We start from the raw sequence: 17,616 nt of genomic DNA on the forward strand, positions 1-17,616 counted from the left end.
GGGCGCGGGGCGCGGGGCGCGGGGCGCCGGGCCCGGGGCGCGAGGGCGCGCGGGACGCCGGCGCCCCGGCCGCACGCGCGTCAGACGACCTTCCGGGCGTCCCGGACGGCCTTGGCGAGGGACTCCAGCAGCGGCGCGGCGCCCGCGTAGGAGAAGCGCGGTTCGCTGCTCCAGGGCGTGACCTGTCCGGCCCTGACCGCGGGGAGGCGGGCCCAGGTCGGCTTGGCCGCCAGATCCTTGGGCTGGAGGGCGGAGGTGCGGTTGTCGAGCAGGATCACGTCGGCCGGGTAACGGTCGGCGTTCTCCCAGCTGAGGCCCTCGAAGTAGCCGCCCTTGTCGGTCTTGCGCGGGACGACGAGGTCGACGCCCAGCTCGCGGAAGTACATCAGGTCGGCGTTGACGCCCGGGTTGGAGACGTAGAACAGGTCGGCGCTGCCCGACGCGGCGAGGACCTTGACGCGGTTGCCCTTGGCCGCCGTGCGCAGGCTCTCGGCCGCCGCCTCGAAACGCGCCTTCGCGTCGGTGATCCGCTTGGCCGTCAGGTCGGCGCCGAGGGAGGCCGCGAGGTCGGCGTAGCGCTTGATGGGCTCCAGCAGGGAGACACGGGCGGTGGTGAGGGCGACGCTGGGCGCGAGGGTGAGGATCTTCTGCTTGCTGTCGTCCGGCACGTACCAGAGGGCGCCCGGGTCGTACATGTTGGTGATCAGCAGGTCGGGGTCCAGGGACGCGTACTTCTCGACGTTGAACTGGCCCCAGACGTTGCCCAGGGACGTCACCTTGCGGACGTCCAGGTCGCCCGCCTGCGGGTCCGGCGCGCCGTCCTTCAGCGTCGTCGGGCCGAAGACGCCGACGATCCGGTCGGCGGCCCCGAAGTCGTACAGCGCCGCCGCGGAGGCGACGAAGGCGACGACGTGCCGCGGCCGTCTGCCCAGGCCCACCTTCTTCCCGCGGTCGTCCGTGAACGACCAGGTGCCGCCGCCGTCCTTGCCGCTCCCGGACCCGCCGGACCCCGGGTCGTCGCCTCCGCAGGCGGTGACCAGGGCGCCGAGTCCGGCCGCGCCACCCGCGGCCAGCAGGCCGCGGCGGGAGAGGGAGGGCATACGGGAGCGGGGCATGAGGGTGCCTTTCTGGACGCATACGGAACCCGAGTGGCGGGAACCAGGAGTTAGGTTAACCTAACCTAAGTTATTGTCCAGTGGTGCGGCGATTGCCCCTGCGGCGGCCCGGCGGTGGCCCGGGGCGCTCTCCCGGTCCGGTGGCGGCGGCTTCTGGCGATGTGTCTCGAACCGTGCGGCGGCGGGGGTTTCAGCTTTCGGGCTGCCAGAAGGCGGAGTGATCCGCGCTCACCAGTACGGCGAGCGGCGGCAGATCGGCGGCGCCGAGGGGTACTCCGTGCGGCGCGCTCGCGGGCGAAGGCGAGCGGTCGGTGGCCGACGGCCGCGGAGGCGGCGAGCGGCGCCGGCGGCGTGCCGTGGGCGGCTGGTCAAAATAGGAGAACGGCTGTTTACTGAATGACATGACTCACAGTCTGGGCATCCGCCAGGCGCAGAAGCAGAAGACCCACCGCGCCCTGCTGGAGGCGGGGCTGCTGCTGATGAAGGACCAGTCGCTGAGCAGCGTCAGCCTGCGCGAGGTCACGCGCGTGGTGGGCGTGGTGCCGGCCTCCTTCTACCGGCACTTCCACGACATGGCCGACCTCGGCGTCGCGCTCGTGGAGGAGTGCCTGGGCCGCCTGCACGTGATGGTCCGCGCCCTGCTGGCCGAGCGGAGGCGGGACGAGGGGCGCATCGACGGCACGGTCGACGCCGTGCTGCGGCATGTCCGGGCCTACCCCGCGCACGTCCGCTTCATCGCGCGCGAGCGGTACGGCGGCGTCCAGGCCGTGCGCGAGGCCATCGCCGAGGAGCTGCGCGGCGTCGCCGACGAGGTCGCCGCCGCCTTCGCCTCCGAGCTGGCGCCGGACGGCTGGCGCGAGGACGACGTGCGGATGTTCGCCGAGCTGTACGTGGACCACATGGTGCTGACCGCCACCGCGCTGCTGGAGACGCCCCCGGGATCCGAGGCCGAGCGGCAGGTGGTGGACACCGCGCACCGGCAGCTGCGGCTGATCACCCTCGGCCGCCGGCACTGGCGGGACCGCGGGTGACCTCGACGCGGTAGCCGCCGCGCGCGTCGCGGCCGGTCACCCGGACCGTCACGCGCTCCCCGCGCGCGCCGGCGGTGAAGGACTGGCCCGGCCGGTGGGCGGCGTCGCTGAGCCCGGGGTGCACGTTGGGCTCGCGCGTGCAGCCGGGGCTGCCCGGGGTGGCGTCCGCCACCCGTACCGGACCGCCGCCCGAGCCGGTCCGGGTGTCCACCCGCGAGATCAGCACGCCCGGGCGGCACACCCGGTCGTCGTTGCCCTCGTCGGTCCGCGCCTCGGCGGTCAGGGCCTCGGTCGCCGACAGGGGCACGACGACCAGCTTGGTGCCGCCCGGGCGGCCCAGCGGGCTCAGCGTGTGCGCCGAGCCCCCGCGCCGGGCCGCGCAGGCCACCTGCCCCGCCCGCAGCCAGCCCAGCTTCCACTTGTGCCAGGCCATGAGGTCGTTGCCCGGGCCCCAGTCCTCGCTCATCACGTCCCAGTGCCCGGCCAGGTCGCCGCCCGCGCCGGTGTAGAGGTCGGGCAGGCCGAAGAGGTGGCCGTTCTCGTGCGGCAGGACGCGGAAGCCGGTCCGGGGGTAGGAGCCGGTGCCGTCGTCCTGGCGGCCGTAGACGAAGGAGACGTTGGCGAGCCGGACCCCGTCGGCGACGGGCGCGCGCGGGTTCGCGGCGAAGCTGACCGACAGCACGGCGCGTACGGCCGGCGGTCCGGCGTTCGGGGTGACCAGGACGTTCACCAGGTCGTGGCGGCGGAAGTCGACGACCGGGCCGGCCACGCGGACGAGGTCCGTGAGCAGCCGGTGGTAGCCCGGCTCGTACGGACTGCCGCGGTCCAGGCCGTACGAGCCGAACGGCCGCGGCATGCGCAGCCAGCGGCCGGCCGGGGCCGAGACCCGGTAGTCCAGGCGGCCGTAGGAGGCGCGGGCGAACCACCGCGCGGTCTGCGGGAAGAACTCCCGGAAGCGCCGGCGGGCCGTGCCCTCGCCGGGCGCGTCCGGGAAGTCGATCATCAGCGTGAGGGCGTCGACCCGGCCCGTGCCGCGGCTGTGGCCGACGGGGGTCGGGATGCCCTCGGACAGGGGCGAGGCGCCGGGCGCGGGGGCCAGGGCGCAGGCCGCCGCCCCGGCGTCGCGGGCCCGCGCGTGCCCCGCGCGGGCGGGGGCCGTGCCCGGGACGGCCGTCGGTGTGGCCGCCGCGACCGCCAGGACGGCGGCCGCGGCGAGCGCGCTGCTGCGGCGGGGGCTGCGTATCCGGGGGCGCTGCTGCTTCATCTCGCCGACCACCGTGGGGCGCCCCCGGTGCTGCCGCGCGGCGGGAACCGCCGTCCGGGTGAAAAAACCGGGCCGTGCGGGTGGAGGAGCCCGCGAGATGTGTGACGCACGCCACCTACCCGACGGGAAATTTCCGGGGACCCGGTCCCCGTTTACTCGGGTGCGAACACGAAACGGGGACATCCTCCCCGGTAGATCTTGACCTTTGACCACTGGGCCGCGGTCCGGTACCAGGAAGGAGCGACGTCATGGCCACTTCCGCCAGCCCCGACCGGACCGACGCCAGGCCCGGCGCCCTGCCCGCCCCGGGAGTCGGCAAGGCCGCGCGGGCCGCGCAGGCCGTCGCCGCGGTCCGCGTGCCGAGGATGGCGCAGGCGGCGCCGCCCCGGCTGCGGGCGGACGCCCTGCGCAACCGGGAGCGGATCGTCGCGGCGGCCCGCGAGATGCTCGTCGAGCAGGGCGCCGGAGCCAGCCTCGATGAAATCGCTCGACGCGCGGGCGTGGGGAATGCGACGATCTACCGGCACTTCACGGACCGGCGAGAGCTGATCCACCACGTTGTCCTGTCGGTCATGTCCCGCGCCGCCGACCAGGCGGAGGCCGCCGCGGCCGAGGAGCCCGACGCGTTCGAGGCGCTGCGGCGCTTCGTGTTGGCGGCGGCCGACGAGCGGATCGGCGCACTCTGCCCGATGACCTCGGACGAGGTCGACAAGGACCACCCGGAGCAGCTCGCGGCCCGTGACCGGCTGAAGACGGGAATCGAGGCTCTGATGACGGCCGCACGCGCCAGCGGGCAGCTGCGCGCCGATATCGATGTCGGCGATCTCCTGGTCGCGGTCACACAGCTCACCCGGCCGCTGCCCGGCAAGGGCGGCTGCGTGGAGTTCGGCCTGTTCGTGCGCCGTCATCTGTATCTGTTCCTGGACGGCCTACGGGCCCCCGGCTACACCCCTTTGCCCGGCTCCGCTACCACCTTGGAGGATCTGCGCTGCACGCCGTGATCTTTTTCACGCCGCAAGCCGTCGCGAAGCGCGAGTGAAACGACATTAACTCACCCTGTGGAGACTTGTCCGCTGACGCAGGTCCCGCCACCCTTTCGCCCCTCCGGTCCCCGAGGACCGCGAGGACCATCCGATGTGACCGATCAGTTTCGTCAGTTCCGTCAGTCCGTAATGCGAGCAGGCCGGGCGTGGGGGACGCCTTGAGCGCCCTCCCGTCGATGCGCGTCCGTCACGCGAACCCACGCGGCGCGCGGCCTCTCCGCCCGGCCCGTTGTATACCTCTTCGCACCGCTAGGTAGGCTCCGTAATGCCTGAAACGGCTTTGAAGGCCGGCCCCCAGGAGGCCGACCCGCAGCGCTGGAAAGTGCTGGTCTTCATCTCCATCGCCCAGCTCATGGTCGTGCTCGACGCGACCATCGTGAACATAGCCCTGCCCTCCGCGCAGCACGCTCTGGACATCTCCGACGCCAACCGGCAGTGGGTCGTCACGGCCTACGCGCTGGCCTTCGGCGGACTGCTGCTGTTCGGCGGCCGGGTCGCCGACCTGTGGGGCCGCAAGCGGGCCTTCACCATCGGCCTGGTGGGCTTCGCGCTCGCCTCCGCCCTCGGCGGCGCCGCGGGCAACGCGGGCATGCTGTTCGCCGCGCGCGGGCTCCAGGGCGTGTTCGGCGCGCTGCTCGCCCCGGCCGCGCTGTCGCTGCTGGCGGTCTCCTTCAACGACGCCAAGGAGCGCGCCAAGGCGTTCGGCATCTTCGGCGCCATCGCGGGCGGCGGCGGCGCCGTCGGCCTGATCCTCGGCGGCGTGCTGACCGAGTACCTGAACTGGCGCTGGACCTTCTTCGTCAACATCCCCTTCGCCGTCATCGCCGCCGCGGGCGCGATCCTGGTGATCCACGAGCCCGCGGGCTCCCGCAACGACTCCAAGCTGGACATCCCCGGCGTCCTGCTGGCCACCGTCGGCCTGGTCTCGCTGGTGTACGCCTTCACCCGCGCCGATACCGACGGCTGGACCGCGGGCGTGACCGTCGGCCTGTTCATCGTCTCCGCCGTGCTGCTGGTCGCCTTCGTCTACGTGGAGTCGCGGGTGAAGGCGCCGCTGCTGCCGCTGCGCGTCGTCACCGAGCGCAACCGCGGCGGTACGTACCTGTCGATGGGCCTCGCCATCATCTGCATGTTCGGTCTGTTCCTGTTCCTGACCTACTACATGCAGATCGTGAAGGGATACAGCCCGGTCAAGACCGGTCTGGCCTTCCTTCCGATGATCGCGGGCATGATCATCGGGTCGACGCAGATCGGCACCCGGCTGATGGTCCGTGTCCCGGGACGGCTCCTGATGGGTCCCGGCTTCCTGGCGGCCTCCGTCGGCATGCTGATGCTGACCCAGATCGACCTGGACACCTCGTACGCGGCCCTGCTCCTGCCCGCCTTCCTCATCCTGGGCCTGGGCATGGGTACGGCCTTCATGCCGGCGATGAGCCTGTCCACGTTCGGCGTCCAGCCGCGCGACTCGGGTGTCGCCTCCGCGATGGTCAACACCTCGCAGCAGGTGGGCGGCGCCATCGGCACCGCGCTGCTCAACACCATCGCCTCCAGCGCCACCTCCTCGTACCTGTCCTCGCACCGGCCGCCGCAGGGCACCCCGGCCGCGCTGCAGTACCTCGATCTCCAGTCGAGGGTGCACGGCTACTCCACCGCCATCTGGTGGGCGTTCGGCATCCTGGTGCTGGCCTCGCTGGTCGCGTTCGTCTCGGTCAACGCCGGACCCCAGGACGGCAGCCAGCCGGCCGGTTCCGGGGACGGGGCCGACGACCTGAGCATTCCCGTCATGGCCCACTGAGCGCCACGGGTCGGGCCGCGCCTACCGGCACGCGGGAAGGCCCCGCCGCCCCCGGTTCGTCCGGCGGGTCGGCGGGGCCTTTCGCGTGATGATCAAGACCTGCCCTAGCGCAGCCAGGGCAGGTCGGCGCCCTCCGGCTGCAGGCCCTCGGCCATCGTCCGGCAGATGTCGCCGAACTGCCTCACCTGCTCGGGGCCGAGCCGGTCGAAGAGCGCCCAGCGGACGGCGGCCACGTGGCCCGGCGCCGTGCGCCGCAGCACCTCGAAGCCCGCGTCGGTCAGGACCGTGTTCTGGCCGCGCTTGTCGGAGGCGCACTCCTCCCGCCGCACCCAGCCGTTGTTCTCCAGGCGGGCGACGGCGTGCGAGAGCCGGGAACGGGTGATCTTCGTGGCCTTGGCCAGCTCGGTCATGCGCATGCGCCGGTGCGGCGCGCGGGAGAGCGCGACCAGCAGGGCGTAGTAGAGGTGGGGCATGCCCGCGTCGCGCTGCAACTGCCGGTCGAGATGGTCTTCCAGCAGCCTGGTGGCATGGATGAACGCCTGCCAGGTCGCCTGTTCCTCCTCGGTGAGCCACCGCGGCTCCGGCGAGGGTACGGGGGTGTTCATGGCTTCCACGAGCCCAGTGTAGTGATGCGATCTTGAAACTTAAATAATTCTTGTGATGGCCAGTGTCGGTGCCAGACGGCGTACGGTCCGGTCCCGGCCCGGACGGATAAAAACGGGCGACCAGGTTTGAACCGGACCGTCGACAGGACCGGGCGCTGCTACAGCGCGGGGTCGATGAGGTCGCACGCGCGCAGCGCCGCCGCCAGGGCGCGGTGGTCGCGTCCGCCGGCCGCCGTGTCATCCGCGGCGCCCCGCGGGCCCGGGCCGGTCCTGCCCTCCGCGTCCGTCCCGCTGTCCGCCGCCGCGGCGCGCGCCGCCTCGGCCGCCGCCACGTCGAGCGCCGTGTCGGTGAACTTGATCGCGTGCTCGTCGCCGTGCGCCGCGGCCCGCGCGAAGACCTCCGGGAAGAGCGCGGCCGGTCCGGGCGGCGCCCCGGCGGTCCCGGACGCCTCGGCGGGCGGCGCCGCCGACAGCAGGGGCGCTATGGACGGCAGCCGGTCGACGGGCAGCGCGGCCTCGGGGGAGTACCCCGCGGTGATCGCCGCACTCGCTCGCCACGCCGCGTCCAGGCTCGGCGCCCACAGCTCGCGCGGGAGGGCGGGCAGGGTGCGCAGCACGGCGTTGGGCGCGGTGGCGGTGTGGACGAGCATGATCGGGTCGCCGTGGCCGTGGGTGGCGTACCGGCGCACCGCCGCCCGTACCAGCTCCGCCAGCAGGTCGCGCGCCTCGTCGGGACCGGGCGCGCCCCGCGCCCCGGGTGCCGTCCGGGCCCCGGGCCACTGCGGGAGGGCGCCGATCCGGGCCAGCCGGTCGCGGACGCCGCCGTTCTGGTCGGCCACGCGCGGCACGGCGGCCAGCGCGCCGGCGGCACTCGCCGGCGCGGGCCCCGGCATGCTGCCCAGCGGCGGCAGCGGCAGGTGGCGCGCGCCCCAGTAGCCGAGGGCGTGGGCCAGCTCGGCGGTGCGCGGCCCGGCCGCGCCCGCGGCGGCGTCACCGGGGTCGGCGAGCAGGGTGCGTACGGCGTGGCCGACGCGGATCACCGGGTGCGTCGCGCCTCCGGCGATGCCCGGCAGCAGCCGCGGCCACCAGGCGGCCAGCACCTCCCGCCACGGGTGGTCGGCGAGTTCGCGGGTGAAGTACGCGGTCCAGTCGGCGACGCGGCGCGGGTCGCCCAGGGCCTCGCGCCAGTTGTCGCCGGTGACGCGCGCGTACGGGCTCGGCATGTCCTCCAGCTTGTCGCGGTAGTAGTCGAGCCAGCGGTGCACGGACGGGCCGTGCCCGCCCCTGACCAGGGCCTCGACCGCCATGGGGCCGTGGTTGCTGAGCCATCCCCGGCGCTCGGGGCCGGCCCGGTGCAGCCGGTCCAGGGCTTCGTCCAGAATGCCGTCGGTATCGGTCATGCCCACCACGCTAGGAACCGGGCGGGGCGGCCCGGAACGGCCGCTGGTCGCGGTCGCGGCGGCCTGCGGACCTACTTCTTCCGGCCCCGCCCGGCGGTCCGCGCGCCGGGCGGCTTCTCGTCGCGTCATGGTTTCAGTCCGCGTGCGTGTAGAAGACGTAGAAGGACGCGATGCCCGTGCCCAGGCCGAGCAGCAGCCCCAGGACCACCGATCTGGGGTGGTCGGCGCCGCTGAGGCTGTGCAGGTAGCCGACCGCGGCGCCGGTCAGCGCGCCGTACGCCGTCGCCCGCAGCTCGGGCATCAGCCGGGCCTGCCACCGGCCGACCAGGCGGCACAGGGCCGCGGTCACGGCGGCGGCCACCACGCCGAGCACCGTCGCACCGGCCGCGGACGCGCCCTGCTCGTGGTCGAGGAAGCCCGCGTACGCCCCGTAGCACAGCCCCAGCAGCAGGGGCACCGCCCAGGCGGCCGGCACCGACAGGTGCGGGTGGCGGCCGTGGTGGCGCCGGGGGCCGTGGCGCGGCGCAGCGGCTGTGTGAGCGTCCATGGCGCGGCTCCTGACTCCCGCCCGGTGTCCCTGTTTCCAGGGCACACCCGCGCGCGGCGCCCGGCAAGTCGGCGGGCGGGCGGGGGCGGGCCGCGGCGGGGGCCGGCGGCCGGCCGGCGAGGTCAGGGGTCAGCGGTCGGGGCCGAGGGGCCTTTCGTACCAGGCGACGTCCCAGTACCGGTCGAACTTCCGGCCCACCTCGCGGTACGTACCGACGTGGCGGAACCCGAAGTTCAGGTGGAGGCGGCGGGACGGCTCGTTGGGCAGGGCCACGCCGGCGTACGCGCGGTGCACGTCCTCGTCCCGCAGGGCCTCGAAGAGCCGCTTGTACAGCAGGGTGCCGATGCCGCGGCCGCCCGCGCCGGGCGCGCAGTAGACGCTGGTCTCGACGGACGGGTCGTACGCGGCCTTGGCGCGGAACGGGCCGCTGGTCGCGTAGCCCAGCAGGCGGCCCCGCGCTGCCGTGCCGTCCGCGCCGCTCGTCCCGGCCGGGGCCTCCTCGGCGACGAACAGGCGGTGCGGGCCGTCCTCGGGGTGGGCCAGCAGCCACGGACGGCGCTGCTCGGTGGTGAAGGGCTCGATGTCGAAGGTGATCGAGGTCTCACGGACGTAGTGGTTGTAGAGGTCCGTCAGAGCTTCCAGGTCGCGCTCGGCGCCCGGCCTGACCTGCACTTCCCCGTATTCCGACGGCATCTGGCCTCCGCTGCTGAGGTGGTGGCAAAGGATACTGCATGATCGGAAAAAGGGGTGCGCGGCATGGGAATTCTGTCCGGATTCCAGTCGTTGTTTCCATCGGACGGGGCACCCGGCAGATGACTCGTCCATCGTAGTTCGCGCCCGATCCAGAGTTAAGGGAGCACGCATGGCAACCCGTGCCGTCGCCCACAGCCAGGCCACCAGCGGTGGCGCTGACGGGGCCCACAGCGTTCGCGCCGGAGGCGGGGAGATCGCCGACCGCGACCTGGTCGGCATGTACCTCGACGAGATCGCCCGCACCCCGCTGCTCGACGCGGCGAAGGAGGTCGAGCTCTCGCAGTCCATCGAGGCGGGTGTCTACGCCCGGCAGATCCTGGACGGGGAGATCACCGACGCGCCCGCCGCCGGCGCGAGCCGCGAGGAACTGGAGGCGATCGCCGCCGAGGGCGACCGCGCCAAGGACGTCTTCATCCGCTCGAACCTGCGCCTGGTGGTGGCGGTCGCGCGCCGCTACCCGCGCAGCGGCCTGCCCCTGCTCGACCTGATCCAGGAGGGCAACGCCGGCCTGGTGCGCGCGGTGGAGAAGTTCGACTACACCAAGGGCTTCAAGTTCTCCACGTACGCGACGTGGTGGATCCGCCAGGCCATCACCCGGTCCATCGCCGACCAGTCCCGTACGATCCGGCTGCCCGTGCACCTGGTCGAGGAGCTGGGGCGCATCCGCCGGGTGCAGCGGGAGTACAACCGCGAGCAGGGCCGGGAGCCGGACCACACGGAGATCGCCGAGGCGCTGAGCACCACGGCCGAGCGCGTGGCGGACGTGCTGGACTGGGCCCGCGACCCGGTCAGCCTCAACATGTCGGTCGACGACGAGGGCGAGACCCAGTTCGGCGACCTGCTGGAGGACACCTCGGCCGTGTCGCCGGAGCAGTCGGTGATGACCCTGCTGCGCAGCGAGGAGCTGGACGAGCTCATCGGCCGGCTCGACGACCGCACCGCGTCGATCATCAGGGCGCGCTACGGCATCGAGGACGGCCGCGAGCGCACCCTCACCGAGGTCGGCAAGCAGCACGGCCTGACCCGGGAGCGGATCCGGCAGATCGAGAAGCACGCGCTGCTGGAGCTGAAGAAGATGGCCCGGCAGACCGGATTCGACGCCGCGGCCTGAGCCGCCCGCCGGCGCCCGCGGCGATCGCCGCGGGGCGCCCGGCCGTGCTCCGGTCGTCGGCCAGGCTCGCTGCCGGGTGGCGGGAACGCCGGCCCGCCGCAGACCGGCCGCGCGAAAGGCGTGGCCGGCCGTCCTCTGGGTACCCGTCGGCCGGGCCCCGGCCGCTCACTCCCCCCGAGCGCCGGGGCCCGCCACCGTCCGTAGCCGCCTGTTCCGCCCGCTCCGCAGCCGAGCGGACACCTCTTGATGCCCGCTGATGCCCGTTCATTTCTGAATCATGTCCGAGTGTGTTTACTTCCCCCTGATGTGCCCGTAATCTGGCGCCGAAGTCACAGAACCGGGTATCGAGGGGGCGGTCAACCACATGTACGCACCGGAGCGCCAGCAGGAGATCCTGCGGCTCGCCCGCGAGAGCGGCCGGGTGGACGTGCTGTCCCTCGCCGAGGAGTTCCAGGTCACCGCCGAGACCGTACGGCGGGATCTGCGGGCCCTCGACCGGGCCGGGCTCGTGCGACGCGTCCACGGTGGTGCCATCCCGGCCGGGCGCCTGGACTTCGAGCCCGACCTCGCCGAGCGCGAGAGCACCGCCGCCGACGAGAAGGACCGCATCGCGCACGCCGCCCTCGCCGAACTGCCCGCGGACGGCAGCGTGATCATCGACGCCGGTACCACGGCCGCCCGCCTGGCCGCCGCCTTCCCGCTGGAGTCCAGCCTGACGGTCGTCACCCACGCGCTGCCGGTCGCCGCCCGCCTCGCCGACCACCCCGGCATCTCCCTGCACCTCGTCGGCGGGCGCGTCCGGCACCGCACGCGCGCCGCTGTCGACGCCTGGGCGCTGCGCGGCTACGGGGAGATCAGGGCCGACGTGGTCTTCCTCGCCACGAACGGCTTCTCACTCGACGGTGGCCTGACCACCCCCGACCTGGCCGAGGCCGCCGTCAAGCGCGCCACCATCGCCGCCGCGCGCCGGGTGGTGCTGCTCGCCGACTCGTCCAAGCACGGCCAGGAGCACTTCGCCCGGTTCGGCGGCCTGGACCAGGTCGACCTGCTCGTGACCGACAGCGGGCTCAGCCCCAAGGACGCCCTCGCCATCGAGCGGCAGGGTACGGATGTGACGCGCGCATGATCCTCACCGTCACCCCGAACCCCAGCCTGGACCGCACGTACGAGGTCCCGGCGCTGGAGCGCGGCGCCGTGCTCCGCGCCACCGCCGACCGCGTCGACCCGGGCGGCAAGGGCGTCAACGTCTCGCGGGCCGTGGCCGCCGCGGGCCACCGCACCGTCGCCGTGCTGCCGCTCGGCGGGCCGGAGGGCGCCCTGCTGGCGCACCTGCTCGGGCAACTGGGCGTCGAGGTGGCGGGCGTGCCCGTCCGGGGGTCCACGCGGGTCAACATGGCCGCCGCCGAACCGGACGGCACCCTGACCAAGCTCAACGCCGCCGGTCCCGAGCTGACCGCCGACGAGGCGGAGGCGCTGCTGGCGTGCGTGGACACACACGTCACCGCCGCCGACTGGGTCGCCTGCTGCGGCAGCCTGCCCCGCGGGCTCGGCCCGGAGTGGTACGCCGAACTGGTCGCGCGCGCCCATCGGGCCGGCGCCCGGGTCGCCGTGGACACCTCGGGCCCCTCGCTGACCCGGGCCCTGCGCGCGGGCCCCGACGTCGTCAAGCCCAACGCCGCGGAGCTCGCGCAGGCCGTCGGCCGCCCGCTCGCCACGGTCGGCGACGCGGCCAAGGCGGCCGAGGAACTGCGGTCGGCCGGCGCGCGCGCCGTCCTGGCCAGCCTCGGCGCGGACGGGCAGCTGCTGGTGGACGCCACCGGCATCTACCACGGCACGGCGCGCGTCACCGCGGTCCGCAGCAACGTCGGCGCGGGCGACGCCTCGCTCGCCGGATTCCTCGCCGCGGGCGGCGCCGGGCCCGCCGCGCTCGCCTCGGCCCTGGCACACGGCGCGGCCGCGGTGCGGCTGCCCGGCAGCGCCATGCCGGGCCCGGCCGACCTGGACCCCGCGGCCGTCGTCGTCACGGCGGACATCCCCGTGGACCGCGCCCTGGCCGAGCCCGCCGCGGCCGCACCGGGACCTGCCGCGCCGGGCCCGGGCCCGGTCCCCGCCGCCGGGTCCACCGGGACTCCCGGGTCCGCCTCGGCCACCGGGTCCGCCGGGGCTCCCCGGCCCGCCGCGGCCTTCGGGCCCGCCTCGCCCGTATCCGGGCCCACCGCGGGCGCACCCGCCCGCCCCCACTCCGCTCATCCGCCCGCCGCTGGGCGGGACCGCAAGTGAAGGAGCCGCGCGATGAGTGAGCTGATCACCCCGGACCTGGTCGACCTGGACCTGTCCGCCGACACCAAGGAGGCCGCGGCCCGGTCGCTCGCCGCCCGGATGGCCGCGGCCGGCCGCGTCACCGACCTCGACGGCTTCCTCGCCGACGTGGCGGCGCGCGAGGCGCAGATGCCCACCGGACTGGACGGCGGCATCGGTATCCCGCACTGCCGCAGCGCTCACGTCACCGAGCCGACCCTGGCCTTCGGGCGAAGCGCGGCCGGTATCGACTTCGGCGCGGCCGACGGCCCCGCCGACCTGGTCTTCCTGATCGCGGCTCCGGCGGGCGCGGACGACGACCACCTGACGATCCTCTCCGGCCTGGCCCGCGACCTGATGGACCCCGCGTTCACAGCCGCGCTGCGCACGGCCGACGACCCGGCGCTCGCCGCCGCTGTGATCCGCGGCGGACCGCGGGACCCGGCCGGACCGGCGTCCGAGCCGTCCCAACCGGCCGGCGCCTCGGCCTCCGGGCCGGCTGCCGCCGCCACCGAGCCGGCGGAGCCGTCCCCGTCGGCGGGCGCCTCCGGGGCGGCCGAGACGGCGGCGGAACCGGCCACCGGGTCCCCGGCGGCCGGGCCGTTCCGGATCGTCGCCGTCACCTCGTGTCCCACCGGCATCGCGCACACCTACATGGCCGCCGAGTCGCTGGAGCGCGCCGCGCGGGACGCGGGTGTCGAGCTGACCGTCGAGACCCAGGGCTCGGCCGGCTTCGACACGCTGGCGCCCGCCACGATCGCCGCCGCCGACGCGGTGATCCTCGCGCACGACGTCGAGGTGCGCGGCAGAGACAGGTTCGCCGGCAAGCCGACCGTCGACGTCGGCGTCAAGGCCGGGATCAACCGCGCGGCCGAGCTGATAGCCGAGGCGCGCGAGAAGGCCGCACGCCACGCGTCCGGCGCCCCGGCCGCGGAGCCCGCCGCCCGCAGCGCTCCGATGGACTCGGCGGGCGGGCCGGGCGCGGGCTTCGGCACCCGGCTGCGCACCTGGCTGATGACCGGCGTCAGCTACATGGTGCCCTTCGTCGCCGCGGGCGGCCTGCTCATCGCGCTCGCCTTCGCGATCGGCGGCTACGAGATCGCGGACGCCGGGTCCGTCGCCGATCACTTCGCGTGGACCGAGGGCCACAGCTGGGCCGCGCTGCTGTTCCAGATCGGGAGTGCGGCGTTCACCTTCCTGGTGCCGGTCCTGGCCGGGTACATCGCCTACGGCATGGCCGACCGGCCCGGCCTCGTCCCGGGCTTCGTCGGGGGATTCATCGCGACCACCATCAAGGCGGGCTTCCTCGGCGGCCTCGCCGCGGGCCTGATCGCGGGCGCGATCGTCATGGCGATCCAGCGGGCCTCCGTGCCGCCCGCGCTGCGCGGCATCATGCCGGTCGTCGTGATACCGCTGGTCTCCTCGGCCGCCGTCGGCTTCCTGATGTTCGTGGTGGTCGGCAAGCCCATCGCCTCCGCCCAGAAGGCCATGACCGACTGGCTGAACAGTCTCTCCGGCGCGAACGCCGTGATCCTCGGCGTCGTCCTGGGGCTGATGATGTGCTTCGACCTGGGCGGACCGGTCAACAAGGTCGCCTACGCCTTCGCCACGGGCGGCATCGCCGTGTCGGACCCCAGCTCCGGCAGCCTGAAGGTCATGGCGACGGTGATGGCGGCCGGGATGGTTCCGCCGCTGGCCATGGCGCTGGCCACCACCCTCCGGGGGCGGCTGTTCACCAGAACCGAGCGGGAGAACGGGAAGGCCGCCTGGGTGCTGGGCGCGTCCTTCATCACCGAGGGCGCCATCCCGTTCGCCGCGGCCGACCCGCTGCGCGTGATCCCGTCCGCGATGGCGGGCGGCGCGGTCACCGGAGCCCTGTCGATGGCCTTCGAGTGCACGCTGCGCGCCCCGCACGGCGGCGTCTTCGTCGTGCCGCTGATCGGCCGGCCGCTGCTGTACCTGCTGGCCGTGGCCGCGGGCACGGTGGTGTCGGCCGGGCTGGTGATCGCCCTGAAGGGCATGCGCCGGGAGGCCGTCGCGGTCCCCGGGGCCGAAGGCGCCGGTCCCGGGGGCCGGGCCGCCGCGCAGGGAGCGGCGGGGGAGGAGCCCAGGCTGCCAGTCGGCGCCTGATCCACTGCGGCCGCCCGGCCCCTGGGCACCCGGGGCCGGGCGGCCGTGCCCCTTGCCGGCCCCGGCGGGTCCGGGGCCCGCGAAAGCCCGCCGGGGACCAGCGGCCGGGCGCTCGCCGGGGGTGCGGGGGCCCGGCCGGTGGGCCGCGTCAAGGCCGTTCCGCCGTCGGGCACGGCTGCCAGGCTTCGCTGCTTTTGCCCCTATCATCCGTTGCTTCGGCTGCCTCGGCATCCGGCACGGACAAGGGCGTCGCATATAGCGGACGTTCATTGGACGTTGACCCGCCGGCAGCACGCTGATCGGTATACCTTTCGCCCCCGTCCGAAAGGGGACAGCCGTGTCGCACCCTTCCCACACGGACGAGCACCAGGCAGTGGACGCCGCCGCGCGGCAGCCCGCCGATGTCGCCCTCCGGTGGATCAGCGAGCCGGACCGCGTCGACGAGTTCACCCACGGCGAGCTGCTGGACCAGGCCGCCTGCGCGGCGGACGTGCTCTCCCGCCTGGGAGTCAGACCCGGGGACACGGTCGCCGTCCACCTGCCGCTGATCTCCGAGTCGATCATCATGACCATCGCCTGCGGCCGGCTGGGCGCCGGACGCGCCGTGCTGTCCACCGGCCTGTCGGCCCGTGAACTGCGCGACCAGCTGCGGGAGTCGGGCGCCGGCGTCCTGATCACCGTCGACGGAGCCGGGCGGCGCAAGGAGCCCCAGGCGCTCAAGCCCGTGGTCGACCGGGCGCTGACCGGCTGCCCGGACGTCCGCGCGGTGCTGGTCGTCCACCGCGTCCGCCGCCCCGTGCCCTGGACGCCCGGTCGCGACCTGTGGTGGCACGAGGCGCTCGGCAGGGCCCGCCGTACGCTGGACGCATGACCTCCGTCCCCACCTCCGGGCCGCGCGATCCGTCCGTCCAGCCGGTCCCGGCCCCGTCGGCCCCGCCGTCGTCGGCCCGGTACGAGCAGGGCCTGCCCGGCGACGACCGCTCCGGGTCCGCGCCGACCGGGCCCGCGCCGTCGGCTCCCGGGCCACGCGAGCCAGCGCCGACCGCCCGGGCCGTCCCCTCGGCGCTCGTCTTCGACGACCCGCTCACGCAGCGGTCCACGGACGACACCGACCGTGGGTGGGGCGAGCGCAGTGGTGCGGCGGCGGACCTGGCCCGCTTCCTGGACGAGAAGCCGCCGCACCACCTCTGACAGCACCGTCCGCACCCGGCCCGCGCCGCCTGCGTGCGGGCCGGGGACAGGCCGCGGGTGCCCGGGCCGCCGACCGGTATGGCACCGCCGGGCCGCCTCCCTGCCGGCGGCCCCGCCACCTCCGGCCGCCTTCCCGACGGCTCCTGCGGCCCCGGCGCCCCCAGCCGCCGGCCGTACGGCTACGACCCGGAGGCGCTTCCGCGCCGCGCGACGAGCGCGTCGCGGATCTCCTGCAGCAGCAGCACCTCGGCGCTCTGCGTCTCGGCTTCCTTCTCCTCCGCCTCCTGCTCCTTGGCGGCCCGCCGCGCCAGGTAGCGCGACATCGGCAGGACCATCAGGAAGTACACCACCGTCGCGGTTATCAGAAAGGTCAGCACGGCACCGAGCACCGAGCCCCACATGATCGGGATGCCGTGCACCACCTCGCCCGCGGCGTTCGTCTCGCAGGGGCCCTTGAGGCAGGAGCGGTACCGCTCCAGGTCCTTGGTGCCGAAGGCGCCCACGATGGGGTTGATCACGCCCTTCACGACGGAGTTCACCACGCTGGTGAACGCCGCGCCGATGACCACCGCGACCGCCAGGTCGATCACGTTCCCCCGCATCAGGAAGGCCTTGAAGCCCTCCAGGACGCTCTTGCTCTGTTCGCTCAACCCACTGCCTCTCTCTTGCCGCGTACGCGTCGGAACCGACGGGTCCGCAACATACGGCAGGGCGGGGCGGCACTGTCCAGACCCGTCTCGGGAGCAGTCCGCGCAGAGCCTTCGGCAAGGCCCGGAGAGCCGGGAGAAAAGGGGCGAGAGTGGAGATAAGGGCGCCCGGCTCGGGGGAAGGCGCCGTCGGCGCCCGGCGGAGAACGCCGGGCGGGAGTGACGCCGCCGCGGTCAGCACAGGGTCACCGCCAGCCGAGAGGTGGCCCCGGCGCCGGCCAGCGCGGCAGCCGTCGCCCGCGGCACGGCCAGCACCACCAGCGCCCCGCCGCCGGGCTCCGCGGCCGTCGCGCCGCCGCCCGCGCCGTCCTCCCCGCCCCGCGGTTCGGGCACCTCGGCGACCCGGGCGCCGCGGGCCACCACCCGCGCGGGAGCCGGCTCGCGTGCCGTGGAGAAGCCGCTGGTGGCCACCACGTCGACCCGGTCCCCCGGGCGCAGCAGCCGCACCGCCGCGGCGTCGGCGATCCGCACCGGCGCGGACACCAGGTCGGGGCGCGCGGGCCCGGGGCGCGCGTCCACACGCCCGCCGTGTCGCGTGCCCTCGTGCTGGTCCGGCCGCGGGTCGTCGGCGGCGGGCACCGCGACCTGGCCCGCCCGCCCGTCGCCGCGCGGAGCCGCGGCCGCCA

At 74.7% G+C, this 17,616-nt stretch carries 16 protein-coding genes and 1 pseudogene; 9 read left to right on the forward strand and 8 right to left on the reverse strand.

Annotation, left to right across the window (positions count from 1 at the left end):
- Positions 1–80 precede the first annotated feature (80 nt).
- A complete protein-coding gene (locus RKE29_RS17910) occupies positions 81–1,115 on the reverse strand; it encodes an ABC transporter substrate-binding protein (protein WP_312006431.1) in 1,035 nt (344 codons plus the stop codon).
- A gap of 401 nt (positions 1,116–1,516) precedes the next feature.
- On the opposite strand from RKE29_RS17910, the gene RKE29_RS17915 reads away from it, so the two are divergent.
- Positions 1,517–2,146 (forward strand): TetR family transcriptional regulator, encoded by a 630-nt coding sequence (locus RKE29_RS17915; RefSeq protein ID WP_312006432.1) that lies wholly within the window; start codon positions 1,517–1,519, stop codon positions 2,144–2,146.
- Here the strand turns inward: RKE29_RS17915 and RKE29_RS17920 are convergent.
- On the reverse strand, positions 2,109–3,410 hold the full coding sequence (locus tag RKE29_RS17920; RefSeq protein ID WP_312006433.1) for a M6 family metalloprotease domain-containing protein: 1,302 nt from the start codon (positions 3,408–3,410) through the stop codon (positions 2,109–2,111). The two genes, RKE29_RS17915 and RKE29_RS17920, sit on opposite strands and share 38 nt — an antisense overlap.
- A 365-nt stretch (positions 3,411–3,775) precedes the next feature.
- Between RKE29_RS17920 and RKE29_RS17925 the strand changes: the two genes are divergently transcribed.
- Complete coding sequence (locus tag RKE29_RS17925) at positions 3,776–4,411, forward strand: helix-turn-helix domain-containing protein (RefSeq protein WP_312006445.1); 636 nt, start codon at positions 3,776–3,778, stop codon at positions 4,409–4,411.
- Positions 4,412–4,718: 307 nt separating this feature from the next.
- Positions 4,719–6,248 (forward strand): MFS transporter, encoded by a 1,530-nt coding sequence (locus tag RKE29_RS17930; protein WP_312006434.1) that lies wholly within the window; start codon positions 4,719–4,721, stop codon positions 6,246–6,248.
- A 104-nt stretch (positions 6,249–6,352) separates the two neighbouring features.
- Here RKE29_RS17930 and RKE29_RS17935 read toward each other — a convergent pair whose 3' ends face one another.
- The 4 genes from RKE29_RS17935 to RKE29_RS17950 all read right to left on the reverse strand — a co-directional run bounded on the left by RKE29_RS17935 (position 6,353) and on the right by RKE29_RS17950 (position 9,493).
- Positions 6,353–6,853, reverse strand: a complete 501-nt coding sequence (locus RKE29_RS17935; protein WP_312006446.1) for a MarR family transcriptional regulator — start codon at positions 6,851–6,853, stop codon at positions 6,353–6,355.
- Between the two features lie 158 nt (positions 6,854–7,011).
- A complete protein-coding gene (locus tag RKE29_RS17940; RefSeq protein ID WP_312006435.1) occupies positions 7,012–8,253 on the reverse strand; it encodes a questin oxidase family protein in 1,242 nt (413 codons plus the stop codon).
- Between the two features lie 133 nt (positions 8,254–8,386).
- Positions 8,387–8,800, reverse strand: coding sequence for a hypothetical protein (locus RKE29_RS17945; RefSeq protein ID WP_312006436.1), 414 nt, complete (start codon positions 8,798–8,800; stop codon positions 8,387–8,389).
- Positions 8,801–8,929: 129 nt separating this feature from the next.
- Entirely contained in the window at positions 8,930–9,493 is a 564-nt protein-coding gene (locus RKE29_RS17950) for an N-acetyltransferase family protein (protein WP_312006437.1), read from the reverse strand.
- Positions 9,494–9,662: 169 nt separating this feature from the next.
- Here RKE29_RS17950 and RKE29_RS17955 point away from each other — a divergent pair, with 169 nt between their 5' ends.
- From RKE29_RS17955 to RKE29_RS17980, 6 genes and pseudogenes are all read left to right on the forward strand, one after another.
- The gene (locus RKE29_RS17955) at positions 9,663–10,664 is read left to right on the forward strand and encodes a sigma-70 family RNA polymerase sigma factor (RefSeq protein ID WP_312006438.1); all 1,002 of its coding nucleotides are present in this window, start codon (positions 9,663–9,665) and stop codon (positions 10,662–10,664) included.
- A gap of 364 nt (positions 10,665–11,028) precedes the next feature.
- Positions 11,029–11,790, forward strand: a complete 762-nt coding sequence (locus tag RKE29_RS17960) for a DeoR/GlpR family DNA-binding transcription regulator (protein ID WP_312006439.1) — start codon at positions 11,029–11,031, stop codon at positions 11,788–11,790.
- Positions 11,787–12,728, forward strand: a pseudogene (pfkB, locus tag RKE29_RS17965) (1-phosphofructokinase); the annotation flags it as partial. The gene RKE29_RS17960 and the pseudogene pfkB, both read left to right, overlap by 4 nt.
- 228 nt (positions 12,729–12,956) lie before the next feature.
- A complete protein-coding gene (locus tag RKE29_RS17970; protein ID WP_312006440.1) occupies positions 12,957–15,092 on the forward strand; it encodes a fructose-specific PTS transporter subunit EIIC in 2,136 nt (711 codons plus the stop codon).
- Positions 15,093–15,429: 337 nt separating this feature from the next.
- Entirely contained in the window at positions 15,430–15,963 is a 534-nt protein-coding gene (locus RKE29_RS17975) for an AMP-binding protein (protein ID WP_312006441.1), read from the forward strand.
- Positions 15,960–16,283: a hypothetical protein gene (locus RKE29_RS17980; RefSeq protein WP_312006442.1), complete on the forward strand. Its 324-nt coding sequence runs from the start codon at positions 15,960–15,962 to the stop codon at positions 16,281–16,283. Before RKE29_RS17975 ends, RKE29_RS17980 begins: the two co-directional genes overlap by 4 nt.
- Positions 16,284–16,462: 179 nt before the next feature.
- Here the strand turns inward: RKE29_RS17980 and mscL are convergent, their stop codons facing one another.
- Together mscL and RKE29_RS17990 are read right to left on the reverse strand one after the other, a co-directional pair.
- On the reverse strand, positions 16,463–16,933 hold the full coding sequence (gene mscL, locus RKE29_RS17985; protein ID WP_312006443.1) for a large conductance mechanosensitive channel protein MscL: 471 nt from the start codon (positions 16,931–16,933) through the stop codon (positions 16,463–16,465).
- 231 nt (positions 16,934–17,164) lie between these two features.
- Positions 17,165–17,616: RcpC/CpaB family pilus assembly protein (locus RKE29_RS17990; RefSeq protein ID WP_312006444.1), on the reverse strand; the 452-nt coding region annotated here is incomplete at its 5' end.

The sequence above is a fragment of the Streptomyces sp. B1866 genome (assembly GCF_031932565.1).
GTDB lineage: Bacteria > Actinomycetota > Actinomycetes > Streptomycetales > Streptomycetaceae > Streptomyces.